20 protein-coding genes and 1 pseudogene are annotated in these 16299 nt (G+C 37.2%); 15 read left to right on the forward strand and 6 right to left on the reverse strand.

Translation table 11 applies throughout. The features are described from left to right. The first annotated feature begins 138 nt into the window (after window positions 1–138). From whiA to HXT25_RS06385, 5 genes are all read left to right on the forward strand, one after another. Window positions 139–1077, forward strand: a complete 939-nt coding sequence (gene whiA, locus HXT25_RS06365) for a DNA-binding protein WhiA (RefSeq protein WP_004111755.1) — start codon at window positions 139–141, stop codon at window positions 1075–1077. Window positions 1078–1292: 215 nt separating this feature from the next. Continuing rightward, window positions 1293–2498: a phosphoglycerate kinase gene (locus HXT25_RS06370; RefSeq protein WP_020760293.1), complete on the forward strand. Its 1206-nt coding sequence runs from the start codon at window positions 1293–1295 to the stop codon at window positions 2496–2498. 105 nt (window positions 2499–2603) lie between these two features. Further along, window positions 2604–3401, forward strand: a complete 798-nt coding sequence (gene tpiA, locus HXT25_RS06375; RefSeq protein ID WP_020759502.1) for a triose-phosphate isomerase — start codon at window positions 2604–2606, stop codon at window positions 3399–3401. A gap of 59 nt (window positions 3402–3460) precedes the next feature. Next, window positions 3461–3709: a preprotein translocase subunit SecG gene (secG, locus tag HXT25_RS06380; protein WP_004115170.1), complete on the forward strand. Its 249-nt coding sequence runs from the start codon at window positions 3461–3463 to the stop codon at window positions 3707–3709. Window positions 3710–3840: 131 nt separating this feature from the next. After that, on the forward strand, window positions 3841–4677 hold the full coding sequence (locus HXT25_RS06385) for an HAD hydrolase family protein (RefSeq protein ID WP_004138036.1): 837 nt from the start codon (window positions 3841–3843) through the stop codon (window positions 4675–4677). A 590-nt stretch (window positions 4678–5267) separates the two neighbouring features. Here the strand turns inward: HXT25_RS06385 and HXT25_RS06390 are convergent. Then, the gene (locus tag HXT25_RS06390) at window positions 5268–5717 is read right to left on the reverse strand and encodes a hypothetical protein (protein ID WP_004111746.1); all 450 of its coding nucleotides are present in this window, start codon (window positions 5715–5717) and stop codon (window positions 5268–5270) included. 1 nt (window position 5718) lies between these two features. Further along, window positions 5719–5919, reverse strand: a complete 201-nt coding sequence (locus tag HXT25_RS06395; RefSeq protein ID WP_004133084.1) for a helix-turn-helix transcriptional regulator — start codon at window positions 5917–5919, stop codon at window positions 5719–5721. A gap of 311 nt (window positions 5920–6230) precedes the next feature. Between HXT25_RS06395 and HXT25_RS06400 the strand changes: the two genes are divergently transcribed. The 3 genes from HXT25_RS06400 to HXT25_RS06410 all read left to right on the forward strand — a co-directional run bounded on the left by HXT25_RS06400 (window position 6231) and on the right by HXT25_RS06410 (window position 8304). Then, a complete protein-coding gene (locus tag HXT25_RS06400) occupies window positions 6231–6323 on the forward strand; it encodes a recombinase family protein (protein ID WP_257994157.1) in 93 nt (30 codons plus the stop codon). After that, on the forward strand, window positions 6283–7185 hold the full coding sequence (locus tag HXT25_RS06405; RefSeq protein ID WP_415702028.1) for a recombinase zinc beta ribbon domain-containing protein: 903 nt from the start codon (window positions 6283–6285) through the stop codon (window positions 7183–7185). Before HXT25_RS06400 ends, HXT25_RS06405 begins: the two co-directional genes overlap by 41 nt. A gap of 648 nt (window positions 7186–7833) precedes the next feature. Continuing rightward, window positions 7834–8304 carry a GNAT family N-acetyltransferase gene (locus tag HXT25_RS06410; RefSeq protein ID WP_004111719.1) on the forward strand — a complete coding sequence of 157 codons (471 nt, stop codon included), beginning with the start codon at window positions 7834–7836 and terminating at the stop codon, window positions 8302–8304. Window positions 8305–8415: 111 nt separating this feature from the next. Here the strand turns inward: HXT25_RS06410 and HXT25_RS06415 are convergent. Further along, window positions 8416–8526: pseudogene (locus HXT25_RS06415) on the reverse strand (conjugal transfer protein TraG); the annotation flags it as partial. Window positions 8527–8654: 128 nt separating this feature from the next. Here HXT25_RS06415 and HXT25_RS06420 point away from each other — a divergent pair. After that, a complete protein-coding gene (locus HXT25_RS06420) occupies window positions 8655–9266 on the forward strand; it encodes a CadD family cadmium resistance transporter (RefSeq protein ID WP_422118563.1) in 612 nt (203 codons plus the stop codon). 620 nt (window positions 9267–9886) lie between these two features. Here HXT25_RS06420 and HXT25_RS06425 read toward each other — a convergent pair. Next, window positions 9887–10129, reverse strand: coding sequence for a prevent-host-death protein (locus HXT25_RS06425; protein ID WP_004115145.1), 243 nt, complete (start codon window positions 10127–10129; stop codon window positions 9887–9889). Between the two features lie 253 nt (window positions 10130–10382). On the opposite strand from HXT25_RS06425, the gene HXT25_RS06430 reads away from it, so the two are divergent. The 3 genes from HXT25_RS06430 to HXT25_RS06440 all read left to right on the forward strand — a co-directional run bounded on the left by HXT25_RS06430 (window position 10383) and on the right by HXT25_RS06440 (window position 13790). Beyond that, window positions 10383–11108, forward strand: coding sequence for a MerR family transcriptional regulator (locus HXT25_RS06430; RefSeq protein ID WP_004115140.1), 726 nt, complete (start codon window positions 10383–10385; stop codon window positions 11106–11108). Between the two features lie 502 nt (window positions 11109–11610). Beyond that, a complete protein-coding gene (locus HXT25_RS06435; protein WP_004111708.1) occupies window positions 11611–12645 on the forward strand; it encodes an alpha/beta fold hydrolase in 1035 nt (344 codons plus the stop codon). 569 nt (window positions 12646–13214) lie between these two features. After that, complete coding sequence (locus tag HXT25_RS06440) at window positions 13215–13790, forward strand: metal ABC transporter permease (RefSeq protein ID WP_075038747.1); 576 nt, start codon at window positions 13215–13217, stop codon at window positions 13788–13790. 114 nt (window positions 13791–13904) lie between these two features. Here HXT25_RS06440 and HXT25_RS06445 read toward each other — a convergent pair whose 3' ends face one another. Further along, window positions 13905–14708 carry a sulfite exporter TauE/SafE family protein gene (locus tag HXT25_RS06445; protein WP_075038746.1) on the reverse strand — a complete coding sequence of 268 codons (804 nt, stop codon included), beginning with the start codon at window positions 14706–14708 and terminating at the stop codon, window positions 13905–13907. A 129-nt stretch (window positions 14709–14837) separates the two neighbouring features. Here HXT25_RS06445 and HXT25_RS06450 point away from each other — a divergent pair, with 129 nt between their 5' ends. Then, a complete protein-coding gene (locus tag HXT25_RS06450; protein WP_004111700.1) occupies window positions 14838–15176 on the forward strand; it encodes a hypothetical protein in 339 nt (112 codons plus the stop codon). A 46-nt stretch (window positions 15177–15222) separates the two neighbouring features. Next, entirely contained in the window at window positions 15223–15714 is a 492-nt protein-coding gene (locus HXT25_RS06455; RefSeq protein WP_004111698.1) for an NUDIX hydrolase, read from the forward strand. Here HXT25_RS06455 and HXT25_RS06460 read toward each other — a convergent pair. Continuing rightward, entirely contained in the window at window positions 15676–15876 is a 201-nt protein-coding gene (locus tag HXT25_RS06460; protein ID WP_307810186.1) for a hypothetical protein, read from the reverse strand. The genes HXT25_RS06455 and HXT25_RS06460 overlap by 39 nt on opposite strands. A gap of 111 nt (window positions 15877–15987) precedes the next feature. On the opposite strand from HXT25_RS06460, the gene HXT25_RS06465 reads away from it, so the two are divergent. Next, a complete protein-coding gene (locus HXT25_RS06465) occupies window positions 15988–16263 on the forward strand; it encodes a recombinase family protein (protein WP_004111697.1) in 276 nt (91 codons plus the stop codon). The last annotated feature ends 36 nt before the right edge of the window (window positions 16264–16299 follow it).

Genomic DNA, 16299 nt, shown 5'->3' on the forward strand with positions numbered 1-16299 from the left:
AGAACTATAAAAAGGTAAAATGTCCAAGTCATTGGGTATCACAGAAAGCCGAGCATGTAGGTGTTTTGCACATCGTGCAACGGCATCTTGTATGAATCCCAACGCATACTCTAAGAAGAACAAAATAGGAGGTTTCCCTTGGCTCTTCTTGACGACGTAAAGAACGAACTCGTCGCAAATAATAGTGAGCTACCAGCGGTTGTTATGGCTCAGGCAGCAGCAATGATGCGTTTTGGTGGCGGCTTAAGGCCGGTTAATAATCAGGCTGTGATTCGTGCACAGTTTGATTCTCTAAGCGCAGCGCAATGGCTTGTAGATACGCTTGTGACATGTTTCCAAAGAGAAGCAACGATTTCTCAAACTACTCGTCAGACTCCTACAGGTGTTGTTACTCGTTACGATGTTCTTGTGGAGCGAGGTGCTGCAGCTTTGGCTCTGCAATCAGGTTTGTTGGACCGTCGTATGCATATCGTTGCTGGTCTTGCCCCTGAAATTGTTGGTGGAAGTATTGCGCAGGTTAAAGCTGCGTGGAGAGGTGCTTTCTTAGCTCATGGGGCTATATCCGATCCTGGAAAGGCAAGCTATTTAGAGATTGTTTGCCCAACTCATGAGGCTGCTACAGCGTTGCAAGCAATGGCAGCACGACTCGGAGTTGGTGCAAAGGCGCGCAAAGTTAAAAGCTCTGAGCGTGTTACTTTGAGAGATTCTGACGCTATTGAGCGTATGTTGATTTTGATTGGAGCTCCTCGTTCTGCTCGAGAATGGACTGGTAAGCGTTCTGATGGTGAAGCAAGAGGCAAAGCTAATCGACTGGCAAACTTTGATGATGCTAATATGCGCAGAAGTGCTAAAGCTGCTGCAGAAGCTTGCGAAAAGGTTCGTCACGCTTTCGATGTTCTTGGGGACGATATTCCAGAAAATCTTTTGATGGCAGGAAAGTTGCGACTGCAGCATAGTGATGCAAGTCTAGAAGAACTTGGTCATTTAGCGGATCCTCCGATTACAAAGGATGCTGTTGCTGGTCGTATTCGTAGGCTTTTGCAGCTTTGCGCTAAAGTAGAAAAGTCGCGAATGTAATTGCTTTTTTGACTGAGTATTTATTCGTATTGGCCGCATACTTTGAGTATGCGGCATTTTTTGTAGTTTTTTATTATCTAATTTTGGGCGTGCTTGTTGCGCACATGCGATATAATTGCTCATGGAATTTATAGACGTTTTAGCTTTGCTTTCGTCTTTTTTCTTGTTAAATTCGCCATCATGATTGGTTGAATCATGTTTTGGAAAGGATACCAATGAAGACACTTAAAGATTTGGGAGATTTGAGCGGCAAGCGCGTACTCGTTCGTGCTGATTTTAATGTTCCTCTCAAGGGCACGACTATCACAGACGATGGTCGAATCAAGGCTGCTTTACCAACGATTAAAGCTTTGCGTGAGCAGGGTGCCAAGGTTATTTTAATGGCCCATCTTGGACGTCCAAAGGGTCAGGTTGTTCCAGAGCTCTCTTTGGCTCCAGTAGCGGCTCGCTTAGGTGAACTTCTTGGTGTTAATGTTGTTTTGGCTGCAGATACTTATGGTGAAGATGCTCAGGCTAAGGTAGCTGCCATGAATAATGGCGACGTTGTGTTGCTTGAAAACGTTCGTTTCAACGCTGAAGAAACCAGTAAGAATGCGTCCGAACGCGCTGAATACGCTAAGAAGATTGCTGCTCTTGGAGAAGTTTTTGTTTCCGACGGTTTCGGTGTTGTTCACCGCGCTCAGGGTTCAAATTACGATGTTGCTGCCGATCTTCCAGCTGCTGCTGGCTTGCTTGTTGAGAAGGAAGTTAAGGCACTTTCTCGCGCAACCGAAAATCCAGAGCGTCCTTTGACTGTTGTGCTTGGTGGTTCTAAGGTTTCCGACAAGCTTGGCGTTATTGAAAACTTGCTTTCTAAGGCTGACCGTCTTGTTATTGGCGGCGGAATGGTGTTCACATTCCTTAAGGCTTTGGGTCATGAAGTTGGTACTTCTTTGCTTGAAGAGGATCAGCTAGAGAAAGTTAAGGGATATATCGAAACTGCTAAGAAGAATGGCGTTGAGCTTGTTCTTCCAACCGATATTGTTGTGAACGCTGGCTTCCCAGCAGGCGATACTCCTGTTGCTCCAGAAGTTGTTCCAGCGGATGCTATTCCAGCAGACAAGATGGGCTTGGATATTGGCCCTGATTCTCAAAAGCTTTTCCACGACAAGATTGTTGATTCCAAGACTGTTGTTTGGAATGGACCAATGGGCGTGTTCGAAGTTGCAGAGTTTGCTGCTGGTACTCGCGCTGTAGCTCAGGGTTTGGTTGATGCAACGAAGAACGGCACTTTCACTATTGTCGGTGGTGGAGATTCCGCTTCTGCAGTTCGTAATCTTGGATTCCCAGAAGATGGCTTCTCTCACATATCCACTGGTGGTGGCGCTTCACTTGAGTTCTTGGAAGGTAAGACGCTTCCAGGTTTGAGCGTGCTTGAGTAAGTGATTTTAAAATATTGTGCCGACTTCGATTTTATAAATTCTTTTTGTAGATCGTGGTCGGCATAATGTTAATTTTATCTTTATAACTAATTCTTAAGGGTGATTATGGTTGTCAATAGGAAACCGCTAGTTGCAGGCAATTGGAAGATGAATTTTAATCACCTCGAAGCCACTCATTTTATTCAAAAATTCTGGTGGCGTCTATGTGATTCTCGCTTCGATTGTAAAAAATGCGATATTGCTCTTATGCCATCGTTTACGTCCTTGAGAAGTGTGCAAGTATTAGTTGAGTCTGATAATCTTCCTATTCTTTATGGCGCGCAAGCAGTTTCCGTTACAGCTCAAGGCGCGTTTACTGGAGATGTTTCTGCAGATATGCTTGCAAGCTTGGGCTGCTCAATGGTGATTGTAGGTCATTCTGAGCGACGCAAGTATCATCCAGAAGATGATGCGAATATTGTTGACCAAGTGCGAGCTGTGCTTGCTGCTGGAATGCAACCTATTCTTTGCGTTGGTGAAAGTTTTGAAGAGCGCAAGCAGGGTATAGAGCTTGATTTTGCAGTTGGACAGGTTCATGACGTTACTCGCGATTTGGATTCTAAGCAGGCAGAGCGTTTGATTATTGCATACGAACCAGTTTGGGCTATTGGAACTGGAATGGTAGCTACAGCACAGTCTGCTCAAGATGCTGCTAAGGCTATTAGGGATGATCTGCAGGAAACTTTCGGGGATACTGTATCACAAAAAGTTAGAATACTTTATGGCGGCTCTGTAACGTCTTCTAATGCAGCAAGTCTTATTTGTGAGCCAGACGTTGATGGATTTCTTATTGGTGGAGCTTCTTTAGACATTGAGGAATTGGCTACTATTGTTCAATTGTCGTCTTACAAAAATCGAATTTAATACATAGGTCAATGGCTTTTACTATGCTTTACAAAGTACTCTAAAACAGGAGGTTACTTGTGTCCGCTGTGAAAATTGTTTTGCAAGTGTTGCTTGTGCTGACCAGCATTTTGTTGACATTGTTGATTTTGATGCACAAGGGCAAGGGCGGCGGTCTTTCCGACATGTTCGGCGGCGGTTTAACGAAGAACGCTGGTAGCTCTGGTGTTGCAGAAAAGAACTTGAATCGTTGGACTGTTATTATAGCGTTGATTTGGGTGGCTGTTATTGTTGCCTTGAATCTTATGACTAAGTTCTCACTTATCTAAGTATTCTTTTAAGCGCGTAATCGATTAGGTTATGCGCTTTTTATTTTATAAGCAGAGCAGGTGTACATTTTGCTATGCTTTTTAAGATGTTAGAAGATGTTAGACTAATTAAAATACATTAGGTTATTGTTATGCTTCATTTTTCTCCTTCTCTTGTGGTAGCAGATCTTGATGGCACTATGCTTCATGATGCTAATGCTTTTGAAAGCAGATATTTAAGCCAAGAAACTGTTAGCGTTTCTAAGCGTTTGAGTGAATGTGGAATTCCGCTTGCGATTATTACTGCTCGACCTGTTGGAAGTGCTTTTGATTTTATTCACGATTTGAATGCTCAAGTTTGCGCGTACCTTAATGGTGCTCTTATTGATTTTGACTGTGCTCACAGCACGATAGGTGAGCTTACTTCGCAAAGAAGCCTTGATACTCTTACGCGTTTTGGATTTGATTCTCAACATGCTTGTAGTGTGTGTTTGCGCTTGCTTAATGAGATTCCTACGCTTCGCATTGGCATTGTTATGAACGATGTTCGTTACACTAATTTTGATGTTCGTATGCTTTGGAGCGAGCAGGATTTTGTTATTACCGATTTTTCTAATGTTCCAAGTGGCATTGCAGACAAGATTATTATTGTTCCTCGAGAGAGTGAGAAGGAAAAACTTCAGAGCATTCTTCCAACCGATTTTTCGCTACACATTAGCGAAGATGTTTTGTGGATGCTTACGAATCCCCTTGCAAACAAAGGTCATGCTTTGAACGTTATTTGCGATCGTTTGGGTGTAAAGCCTAGTCGCACAGTCGTTTTCGGAGACGATATTATAGATATAGACATGTTCCGCGCAGGGGGATACGGTGTAGCGGTATCGAATAGTAATCCTCGGTTGCTTGCGATTGCGGACGAGGTTTGTGATTCCAACAACAATAATGGCGTTGCTACCTGGCTTAATTCAAATCTTTTTACTAGATTGTGAATAACCCACCTTTCGTTACCGGCGAAGTTGTGTGACGAATTCTTTCGTAGAGAGTCAAACGGAAAGCTTGGTGACATTATCAGTGAAGAGAAGAAATCTACCATTAAAGTCGGAGCAGCTAAAGATCTCAATGGAGAATACCCATTTTTCATTAGTGGTGATGCTGTACTTTCTTGTGATAAACCACTAGTTAATAATCGACCCATTTATATTCCAAATGAGATTGAACTTAAGGTGTTTAATAGCATTGGATATGCCTGCTTATACGACTATATCGTATAATCAACGTGAAAATAGAGCTTTGATAGCTCTCCGTGATTGGCTTTTACCTATGCTCATGAACGGGCAAGCGACAATCGAAGATTAGGCAGCTAAATTATCATTTCTCTATCCATTAATTTCTTCTCCTTAATCTATAAATTTCAATTAAAAAAGCGACTGAACTTATATTTCAATCGCTAAATGTCTTATATATTAAATTGTTTTAAGTGTGGCTTCTTATCCTTACCATTTTTACATCCTAATTTTGAGTATAAAAAAGACGATAGAGTTTTAACTGTCTATCGTCTAATACCTTTACTATGATATTTTTAAATCTTTTTTGACCAATATACTTTTAATAATTTAGAAAATATTATTTGCACAAATGCAACTATTATTAACGCTAAAAAGGCTTCATAACTTACATATGCTACAAATAAAGAAACAGTTACAATAGCCATTGAAAATATAGGTATTATATTTGATCCTGACTTCATCTTTATTAATATCATTCTTTCATCTGTTTCTTTAGTATGCATCTTCTCCAATATATCTCTATTTCTATATGCTCTACCAAGCATTGACATGTAGAATACAGATACAAGTTCAAGTCCAATAAAAAATACTGCTACATAATATGTCACATCTTCTTTTAATGGGAATTTATATTTTAAGTAAAAATTTCCAATAATAACTGCGAGTAAGGCAACCATACATAATAAGACTAAAATACTAATTCTAAATCCTATTTCTTTTTTATATTTTTCTAATTTGTTCATATTAATCATCCTCTTCTATACTAAATATTTCTTCAATACTCATATCAAAAAACTTAGCAATTTTAAAAGCCAACGGCAGTGACGCTATATATTTTCCAGTTTCAATGGAAGTTATGGTCTGCCTTGTAACTCCAACTTTATTTGCCAATTCTTCTTGAGTTATTTTATGCTGTTTTCTTAATCGAAAAATTGTATTTTTCATTTTCCTCCTTCAACAGCAAGCTAACTTTACATATAAAGTATAGCTCGCTTTGCTTTTTTTGTCAAGCGTACTTTGCTTTTTTATAATTTCTTAAACTAAAAAGACGATAGATTTTTTATTATCTATCGTTTATTGCTATATTCAATCCTATAATTAGTTTTTTATATTTTTATTTTTAATACCTTAGATTTTGAAGTTAATTTAGTTTTATCCCTATTTTTCAAAAAATCTTCACAATCAAACAAATTCTTTTTATCATAATCTTCAAGTAACTTGTAATTCTTGAACAGGAAGCAAAAGTCGTAAGAAGGATTTATAGAGAATATTTAGAAGGAGCAAGTCTTAGAGATATAGCGGAGGGCCTTGAAAAAGACGGCATTAAAAAAACGGCGCCGGGCATTTAAATGGCACTTGTCTAATATTAAAACCATCTTGCAAAACGAAAAATATATTGGTGATGCTCTTTTACAAAAAACCATCACGACAGATTTTATTAACCATGTTCGTATAAAAAATGATGGAACAGAACCACAGTATTATGTAAAAGATAGTCACGCTTCGATTATTCCAAGAGATATTTTCTTTAAAGTTCAAGAAGAAATGGTAAGACGAGCCAACATGTTTAGTGGTGAGGAGAATAAAAAAAGGAGAGTTTATTCCAGTAAGTACGCTTTATCCAGCTTATGTGTTTGTTCTAAATGTGGGGATGTTTACAGAAGAATTGCTTGGAACAATCGAGGAGTACGTTCTGTTGTTTGGCGTTGTTGTACCAGATGGGAAAATGGTCCTAGTGCTTGTGATGCTCCGACAGTAAAAGAGAACGAACTGCAATCTGCCACAGTGAAAGCCATAAACAAGGTGTTTAGTGTACCGGATGAAGTATTGGATACGTTGAATAACAATATTAGAGAAATTATCGCGGGCAACAACTTAAACGAGATTGAAACGGTTGATAAAAAAATTGCAGACAAACAAGCGATACTACTAACCTTGCTTAAAGCTAAAAAAGACTACACGAAAATAGCTGATGAGATTGATGAGCTTAAAGGTAAGAAACAGCAGCTTCTTATAGAAAAAGCAGGTCAAGAAGATGCTAAAAGACGAATCAGAGAAATGGAAGATTTTCTGAAAAGTGAGTGTCATGATATTAGTGAGTATGACGAGAAGCTGGTAAGAAAGTACATCAAGAAAATAAAAGTTTACGAGGACAGGTTCAGTATAACTTTTAAATCAGAGATTAGTGTGGATGTTCAAAGAGCATCATAAAAGCCAAAGTACTTTTAGCATTTGAAATGTTACAAAACTCAGCCTAGGGGGAATCATCTCTAGGCTGTTTTTTGTTTTTTATGCTCAAAATCAAGCTATTAAGCAGGTCTTAAACCTTTTAATGATAGCTTTTCCTATCGTTAAAAAGTGCACCCACTATCCATCCTGTGCACTCAAAAAAGTGTAGCTATACTAGGAGTTCTCTCAATCCACGTCGAGACTGTCGTATTGATGTCAAAGGCTGATTAGGTGGGTGCAAATTTGCCTTTGTGTAGCAAGGCTTAGCGAGGTCTATCGTTAAAAGGTTTAATGCGTGGCGGCTTTAAGCTGGGTTCTTGTGGTTTTTGAGTGTGATTTTGCTGTTTGAGGGAAGATATCGACGCTATGGGGTCGAGTGCACAGGATGTTAACGTTAAAAAGTGCACACACTTTGCACCCACCCTGTGAAGTGGGGAATGTCAATCAACGTTGAAACTCTAACCCTGCTATCGCGCGATTAGCAAAGCTAATCGATGCGAAGCAGAGGTAGGTCTCATGTCAAGAATCTCCAAGAGAAGCGACCGAATAGGAAGCTTCGATTGGAAAGATTCGACGGCGGAGGCTCTAGTATTGATGACAAGAATAAATTAGAGTTTGTGGAGGACTGGATTGAATATAAAAGTAAAAGAAATTGAGAATAAACTAGAAAAGGAATCTGTATCTAGAGAAGTATTGTATGATCTTCAAGAATGGTTTGGAATGCCAGAAAGTACAGAAGAATATATTCAAGATTCACAGGAAAAGCCTTTTCTTGCTTGTTATATTAATGATAAACTTGTTGGGTTTATTGTGTTAAACGCAACCAGCAAGGATTGTGCAGAGATTTTTGTGATGGGTATAAAAAAGAAATTCCATAGAATGGGAGTTGGCTCGGTACTTAACAAAGCATACGAAGCTATGGCAAGGAAGATGGGTTACACATACTCACAGGTAAAAACTGTTCAGATGGGACACTACAAAGAATATGATATTACAAATCATTTTTATATCGCGATGGGATATAAAGAATTGGAATGTTTTCCAACTTTATGGGATGAGTGGAATCCGTGTCAAATATATATTAAATATCTAGGAGTGTGAGAACTCTAAGTTTATTTGCTTGAGACCTTTTAACGATAGGCAGAGATAATTGTTAAAAGGTTCATGGATATGTTTCTGCATACGAACATGTCGATAAGACATACCTAGTGTTTACTCGTTTAATCTTGTAATTACAGTATTTCTATTAAGCTTAACTTTGCCTTTTCTCTTTATATATTCTTCAATATCAAACACATTCTTCTTGTCATAATCTTCTAAGAGCGCAGTTTGGCTGTATGAGGGAAGATGTCAACGCTCTAGGGTCGGGTGCACAGGATGTTAACGTTAAAAAGTGCACCCACTTTGTACCCCCCTTGTCTAAAAAATTTAACATTTTGAAAGGAGAAATAATGGAAACAATAGTATCCGCTTTATTAGTTTTTGTTTCTACATCCATTGACTACTTAGTTGTTTTGACTATTTTATTCGCTAGTCAAGGAAAGAAAGGTTTGAAATCAATTTATGTAGGGCAGTATTTAGGTACAGGACTGCTTGTACTGGCTAGTCTTATTGCCGCTTACTTTTTAAATTTTATTCCACAAGATTGGATTATCGGACTCCTTGGTCTAATTCCGCTAGGTCTTGGTATAAGAGCAATTTTTGTGGATGAAGATATTGATGAAGAAGATATCGAGGGGAAAATTACCGGAGATGGATCAAAAATCTTAGCATTTACAAGTTTAACAGTGGCAATGGGTGGAGATAATTTAGGAATTTATATCCCCTATTTTACAGGAAAGAGTTTGATTGAGATTAGTATAAGTTTAGTAATATTTGCCTTAGGGATTTTGATTCTATGCAAATTATCTCAAAATCTCGCCTCAATTTCTGCTATCGGAGAGACTGTGGAAAAGTGCGAAAAAGTAATTGTACCTGTCGTGTTTATTGGACTCGGTCTCTATATATTGATTGAAAATGGAACTATTAATTATTTCATAGGTCAAGTCCTAAAAGTTGTGTAAATTCATTTCCTTCCCTTTATCTGCTATTTTTATGTTCAAACTCAAACGAGAAAATAAGCGGGGCTTCCCACCATCACGGCGCTTGATCGTACTATCTGATGCAGGAGGCTGATTAGGTGGGTGCATTTTAGTCCTTGTGTAGCAGGGGTTTGTGAGGGCTATCGTTAAAAGGTTTAGCGTGTGGCGGCTTTAGGCTGGCTTGGTGTGGTTTTTTGAGCGCAGTTTGGCTGTATGAGGGAACATGTCTACGCTCTGGGGTTGAGTGCACAGGATGTTAACGTACTTCGCTTGCGTTGAAAGCACACTGTGCTTTCAACTTTGAGCAAGCTCAGCGAATCGAAGTGCATTCGCGAATTATGTTTTAATCGATCATGCAAGTCGATTCGCCACTTTGCACCCAGCTGGTGAAGTGGGAAAATACAGCTCGAAAGATAAAATAAAAGGTAGGCTTTGCAGGTCAGGTAGACTTTGACAAGTTCTAAAAATGCTCTCAAATGTAAGTCTGTAGTGGAGTTTTAGCGCAGAGTTGAGCATTCCCTCATCACGAATACCTAACGAACCACCGCTTGTTTCAATCAGAGCCTGGTGAAATTTAATCACCTGTTCTCGTGTTAAATACTTCATTTAGCAAGTTCCTCATAGACTTTTTTGTTCTTTTTGATGAACATATCCGATAAAGCCATGACCTTATCATCAGCTGGAGCAGAAACCTCATCGGCTTTAGGAAACTCTAAAATCACATAGCGCGGAGAGTTGTTTTTTAGTATTACAGCTGAACCGTATTTATCGACAAGACGAGCAACCTTTGAGAAGTTTTGATTGGCTTCAGAAATTGAAATCAGCGTATCTGTATTTACATTCATAACGATAGCCTCCTTTTAAGGGGATTGTGCCCTATATTTTAGGATGAATCAATCCTAAGTATTTCAAATCCACATCATAACTATTAACTCAGAAAAGATGTGATAGGTGTCAATCGGAACTCATGGTTTGCTGATTGAAGCTGTATAAATACAACAGTCCTAGGTTGAGCATTAGACGGTAACGCTAGCAAAAAATACTTGACTATGACGTTGCGTAATACTTTATTCTAGTGATAAGGAAGGAGGTGAGATAGTGAAAACAGTGAATGAAGTCAGCAAGATGGCAGGAATTAGTATTCGTACTCTTCAGTATTACGACAAAATCGGTTTGTTAAAACCGTCCGCTTATTCGGAGTCAGGATATAGGTTGTATGGTGATGAGGATCTAAAGGTACTACAATCCATTTTGCTGTTTAAAGCTCTGGAATTTCCGCTCAAAGAAATTAAAGAAATAATAACCAGTGAGCATTTCGACAAAGATTTAGCGCTGGAACAACAAATCAAATTATTAATCCTGAAAAAAGAGCATTTGGAAAATTTAATTCTTTTTGCAAAGGGATTAAAAGCATTAGGAGGTAACTATATGAACTTTACAGCATTTGACACAAGCAAAATTGATGAGTATGCCAAACAGGCAAAAGAGTATTGGGGAGATACACCGGAATTCAAGGAATTTGAAGCTAAAGAAAAAAGGAGAAACAGCGAGGAAACAAAAATGCTCCATCAACAACTCATGCTGATTTTTGCAGAATTTGGCAAGGTAAAATCACAACCCAGCGATTCAGTTGAAGTTCAGGCTTTGGTAAAGAAACTGCAGGAATTTATTACAGCTAATTTCTATAAGTGCTCGAATGAGATTTTATCCGGACTTGGCAAGATGTATGCTTCCGGTGGTGATTTTACGAAAAATATAGATGCGTTTGCAGGCGAAGGGACATCAGTATTTGTCAACAAGGCAATCGAATATTATTGCAAGTAAGTTTTATAATCGACTTATTGATTAAAAACACCTAATTAACTAATGTAGTGCTCCCAAAAGTTGGACCAAAAATCTAACTTTTGGGGATCATTACAAAAAGGTGCTTTAATTTTCTACCAGAATAAAAAATTGTTTTGTAGAAAATAGATTCTCAAACTTTTTAACTATAGCCCTTCCTATCGTTAAAAGGTGCACCCAGTATCCATAGTGTGCACTCAAAAAAGTGTAGCTATACTTGTAGTTCTCTCAATCTCACGTCGAAGCTATAGCGTTGATACAAAAGATGTAAATTTAGAAATCCTGCATTTTAAGCAGTTTTATAAGCATTTTGTATTTGAAAAAGATGAAGAAGGATACGTCAAAACAGGCCGGCAATTCTATTGCGGTGGATGTTTTAATGTAGATTAGTGTAATGAATACTCTAAAGATTATATAATAACAACAAACAGATTTTTTTATATAGTATTAGACTCTGTATACTATTTTAAAGGAAGCTAATAAAATGAAGAAAATGAAGAAAATATTTTTTGGAATCTTTTCAGTTATTATTATTTTAGTAGTTTTAGTTTTTAGTCTTAGGATATATAACGACCATAAGTATAAAGATATCAATGCTTTAAATTTTCCTGAATATTATAAGGATGTTACTAATATAAGTCTATACCCTACAGATATTAATGGAGTTGATGTAACTTATGTAGATGAGGGTAGAATGCAAGGATTTAGATTTGTACCTAAAGAAAAATCACATAAGGGTCTTGTAATTTGTTTTGGAGGTTCTGAAGGAAGTCCAAATTTTGAAAATGCTAAGATATTAGCAAAAGAAGGCTATGAAACCTTTGCTCTATTTATGTTTGGTATGAAAAATCAAGAATCGACTTTGACAAAAATTCCCTTAGAACAATTTGATGATGTTATCAATTATATAAATAAAAATATAAAAGACAATAAACCGATAAGTGTTTTGGGAGCGTCAAAAGGGGCAGAATATGCACTTAATTTGGCTTGCAAATATCCTGAAATAGATAATCTGATTTTAATATCGCCTTCGTCTTATAATTTTGCTGGTCTAGATTTTAAAGATTATGGTTCATCATGGACATATAAAGGAAAGCAACTTCCATATATAGATATAAAAAAATCATCATTTAACTCATTTCTAAAAAATATTATTGTTCCAACTATAATTAAAAGTCCTATTAGTTATAAAGAATCTTATAAAAGCGCAATAGAACAAGACTCCTCAAGCCAAGAAAAACTAATACCAGTCAAAAATGTTAAGGCAAATATATTAATGATGGCTGGCGAAGATGATTTGATGTGGGATAGCTTTGCCATGGCAAAAAAAATAAAAGAGCTAAACCCTAATGCAAAGATTTATTCTTATAAAGGAGCAGGACATATATTTGCAGGCAATGGTGTTTTAAATCTAGGAAGAATTAGAATTGCAACAGGTGGAACAATTGAAAGCAATGATAAAGCAAGAAGTGAATCAAGAAAAACTATTGATGCTTTCTTAAAAGAAAATCATAAATAGATAATTACTTGTGTGTTCAAAGTAAAGGTCAAGAGCTCTTATGGCAAGGATATTATGAACAAGGTCGGCAGGCAGGATTTAAGGACATGCAAACGAGTTAATTCTTTTTGAGACATAGATAATCTTTCCATCCTTGTATTTTAATCTAACTAACTAATTTGTTTCTAATCCTTCCCGGCAATTGTTTGTTACACGGGGGGTGAAATTTTAATTGGTTAGCTACAGGGATGAAATTATCATAGATTAATAGCATCAAGGGCTTAATAGGTGGGTGCATTTTTGCCCTTGTGTAGCAGGGGTTTGCGAGGGTTATCGTTAAAAGGTTTAGCGTGTGGCGGCTTTGGCTGTGGTCTCGTGGTTTTTGAGCGCAGTTTGGCTGTATGAGGGAACATGTCTACGCTCTAGGGTCGAGTGCACAGGATGTTAACGTTAAAAAGTGCACCCACTTTGCACTCACTTTGCACCCAGCTAGAAGTTAGGAAATAGGAGTTTATAAACTTTCCTGTACCGTATGAGGGAGATGTAATCTCTATAAAGTAAAAGGACAAGGTCCAAATACAGCGGCTGGAGTGCTTTTAACTGTAGGATTCGCACTAGGCTTTTTACTATTGAAACTTTTCCAACCAATACCTTTAAAAGTAAATAGTTTTATTTCTGGCAATATATTAACAGCTAACTCATTGGATATACAAGTAACTTCAATAGCATTAATAGCATGCATAATCACATTACTTGCATATAGTAAACAAATTATTTTTGCATGCCTCAATGAAACGTGTATGCAAGCAAGCGGATATAATTTGCGTAAAACTGACTTTATCATACTAATAATGATTACAGTTACAGTCGTTATAGTGATGCCTGCTGTCGGTTCAGTATTATCTATCTCTCTGATAGTAGGACCTGCAAGCGCAGCTATAAAACTTAGCTCATCAATATGGCAAACGGTAATTTTTGCTCCAATACTTGGAATTATAGCTGGAACTTTAGGTCTCTATTCAAGTATTTATTTAGGTCTATCTTCCGGAGGAATGATAACTGTATTTTCTGCAATTGTTTATATAGTTTGCGTAATTATTTATCACGCAAAAAACATGATAATAAAATTTATACAAGCAAAAAGAGATGTTACTCAAATGGCATAATTGTAAAAAGTTACTTTATAACATTCTCCTATATCGTGGGGCTTAAATCTAAGCCCCACTTTTTATATTCAAAACTATTTTTTCAAATAAATAAAAGTCAAAGACTTTACATATTTAACGCTTATTCTTAGCTAAAATACCTGTTTTTAATATCATTTGTAAGCATACACTGAACAAAAAAATACAAAACAATATATTGCATATAAAAGGTGAAATACTGCGCGCAATTATTGCGCCTAAGTTTACAGTAAATGTTGCAAAAATACCGATAATAATTCCTTCAGTAAAATGAGTATAATGGTAACGAGCATTAGCAATACTGCCACTTATAGCTGTAGGAAGCGTGACAAGCAAAGCAGTTCCTCTTGCCATAAGGTCTCCCATGCCGAGCAAAAGTTGCACGCATGGCACTATAATTCCTCCGCCACCAACGCCTAAAATACCTGAAAAAATACCAGAAACAACGCCTATAAATATAAGACATATAGCTTTTAAAAAACTAACATTAAAATCTACATTTCTTAACGGAATCCAAACTTGACTAGAACATATAACTAGTAATACAAAAAGTGTAAAACACCAAGGAAATATTTTTTTAGGCAAAATATGTGAAAAATATACCCCAATTTGTGATCCGAAAACTGAACCTATTATTAGAAAAAATGCTGATAAAAATGACACTTTGCCGTCTAAACCGTAAACAATGCTTCCACAAAGCGACGTTATAATTATGGCAACAAGAGAAGTAGCAGTAGCATGACGCTGATCAAATTTCATAAAAACAGTTAATGCAGGAACTATCACCATTCCTCCACCTACACCGAACAATCCTGATAAAAAACCTGCTAATAGTCCAATGAAAACGATTAAAACAATATTATGGAAGTTATATTTAATTTTAAAAATATTTCTCAACATATATCTTTTCTTCACAAATTACCTCCTCGTACTTTATTCACTACTTTTACTATGTTATATGAAAAATAGAATATTTCTATACTAGTTCAATTGTAATTTATGTATTTATTTATCTAATTAACGTAAGTAATGGATAATAAGAAGTTTATCGCAGAGACGAAAGATGTTCGTTTAACGGTGAAACGTGCTGATACCTTTGGTGTGAGCTTTGTTAACTGTGAACAAGATATATTGAGGGTTGAGGAAGCGCAAAATGTTATAAGGCTTATTCAAACTAAAAAAATTTCAGCTTCGAATTGGCTGAGATGGTTTACTCAGGGTATGCCTGAAATTGTTGTGAGTTTGCCACATGATGTGGAAGTTTGTGAGGTTGAATCTGATTCTAATCAAGTGCTCATCACGGATATTGAGATTGGTAAGCTTTATGTAGAAGTGAACAATGGCTTTGTATCCACTGGAGAAAGATAAAATTCATATTTAATGAAATTGACAATCAGGCCTTATGGAGGGTTTTATGGCTGAGATTTGGGATGCGTATGATAAAGAATTTAATAAATTAAAGAATATTACATTAGTGAGAGGAGAACCAATTCCTGACGGCATGTATCATTTGGTGGGCGAAGTAATTGTTAAACATATAGATGGGACTTACCTTATTATGCAAAGAGATTTTGAAAAGAAATTCGGTGGAATGTGGGAGTTGACAGCAGGTGGTTCTGCATTGCAATATGAAACACCATTAGAATGTGTAGTAAGAGAATTAAAAGAAGAAACAGGTATTGAAGCTTCAAAAATTATGGAGATCGGAAGATTTGTGCAGGATGTTTACCGCTCTCTTTATGTTGAATATCTATGCATAACCGATTGTAAGAAAAATGCAATTGCTCTTCAAAAAGGAGAAACGGTTAATTATAAGTGGGTAGATAAAAAGAGCCTTTTGGAAATGAGTCAAGACGAGTTAGTATCATCAAGGGCAATCAAACTTATTAAAACAGTAGATATATAAATTCAAGTTTGGCTGTTTGAGGGAAGATATCAACGCTCTAGGGTTGAGTGCACAGGATGTTAACGTACTTCGCTTGCGTTGAAAGCACACTGTGCTTTCAACTTTGAGCAAGCTCAGCGAATCGAAGTGCATTCGCGAATTATGTTTTAATCGCTCATGCAAGTCGATTCGCCACTTTGCACCCAGGTTGTGAAGTGGGAAAATAAGGTTTAGGCTAATTATCATGGAGGAGAAATCTAAGTTTCGTTAGTCTAATAATAAGGAGAGATGGCTATGGATAAGATAGATGAGCTAAATAAAGATGTGATAGTCATCCATCCTCAGCGTGTGATTAAGGATTATGCGGTTGGGGTTTATGCTCGTGTGAGCACAAATCGTAAAGAACAGCTGGATAGTCTTGCTGTTCAGGTGTCTGGTCTTACTCGTCTTGCTGCTGCTCACATGACTTGGTTTGTTGCTGATATTTTTCTTGATGTTGCTTCCGCTAAGGTTGGTTCATCAAGATCTGAATTTAACCGAATGATTGATGAGTGTGAGAAAGGCAGCTGAAATAAAGATTGACAAAGCAAATTGGCACATTTGGTT

This window comes from Gardnerella sp. DNF00476, assembly GCF_049262735.1.
In the GTDB taxonomy this organism is placed as follows: domain Bacteria; phylum Actinomycetota; class Actinomycetes; order Actinomycetales; family Bifidobacteriaceae; genus Bifidobacterium; species Bifidobacterium vaginale.

Excerpts from the sequence above, each read along its gene's own strand:
- HXT25_RS06370 (WP_020760293.1), top strand. The coding sequence starts at position 1,293 with ATGAAGACACTTAAAGATTTGGGAGATTTGAGCGGCAAGCGCGTACTC.
- tpiA (WP_020759502.1), top strand. The coding sequence starts at position 2,604 with ATGGTTGTCAATAGGAAACCGCTAGTTGCAGGCAATTGGAAGATGAAT.
- HXT25_RS06445 (WP_075038746.1), bottom strand. The coding sequence starts at position 14,708 with ATGTTGAGAAATATTTTTAAAATTAAATATAACTTCCATAATATTGTT.
- HXT25_RS06420 (WP_422118563.1), top strand. The coding sequence starts at position 8,655 with ATGGAAACAATAGTATCCGCTTTATTAGTTTTTGTTTCTACATCCATT.
- HXT25_RS06385 (WP_004138036.1), top strand. The coding sequence starts at position 3,841 with ATGCTTCATTTTTCTCCTTCTCTTGTGGTAGCAGATCTTGATGGCACT.
- HXT25_RS06455 (WP_004111698.1), top strand. The coding sequence starts at position 15,223 with ATGGCTGAGATTTGGGATGCGTATGATAAAGAATTTAATAAATTAAAG.
- HXT25_RS06425 (WP_004115145.1), bottom strand. The coding sequence starts at position 10,129 with ATGAATGTAAATACAGATACGCTGATTTCAATTTCTGAAGCCAATCAA.
- HXT25_RS06450 (WP_004111700.1), top strand. The coding sequence starts at position 14,838 with ATGGATAATAAGAAGTTTATCGCAGAGACGAAAGATGTTCGTTTAACG.
- HXT25_RS06465 (WP_004111697.1), top strand. The coding sequence starts at position 15,988 with ATGGATAAGATAGATGAGCTAAATAAAGATGTGATAGTCATCCATCCT.
- HXT25_RS06390 (WP_004111746.1), bottom strand. The coding sequence starts at position 5,717 with ATGAACAAATTAGAAAAATATAAAAAAGAAATAGGATTTAGAATTAGT.
- HXT25_RS06435 (WP_004111708.1), top strand. The coding sequence starts at position 11,611 with ATGAAGAAAATGAAGAAAATATTTTTTGGAATCTTTTCAGTTATTATT.
- HXT25_RS06395 (WP_004133084.1), bottom strand. The coding sequence starts at position 5,919 with ATGAAAAATACAATTTTTCGATTAAGAAAACAGCATAAAATAACTCAA.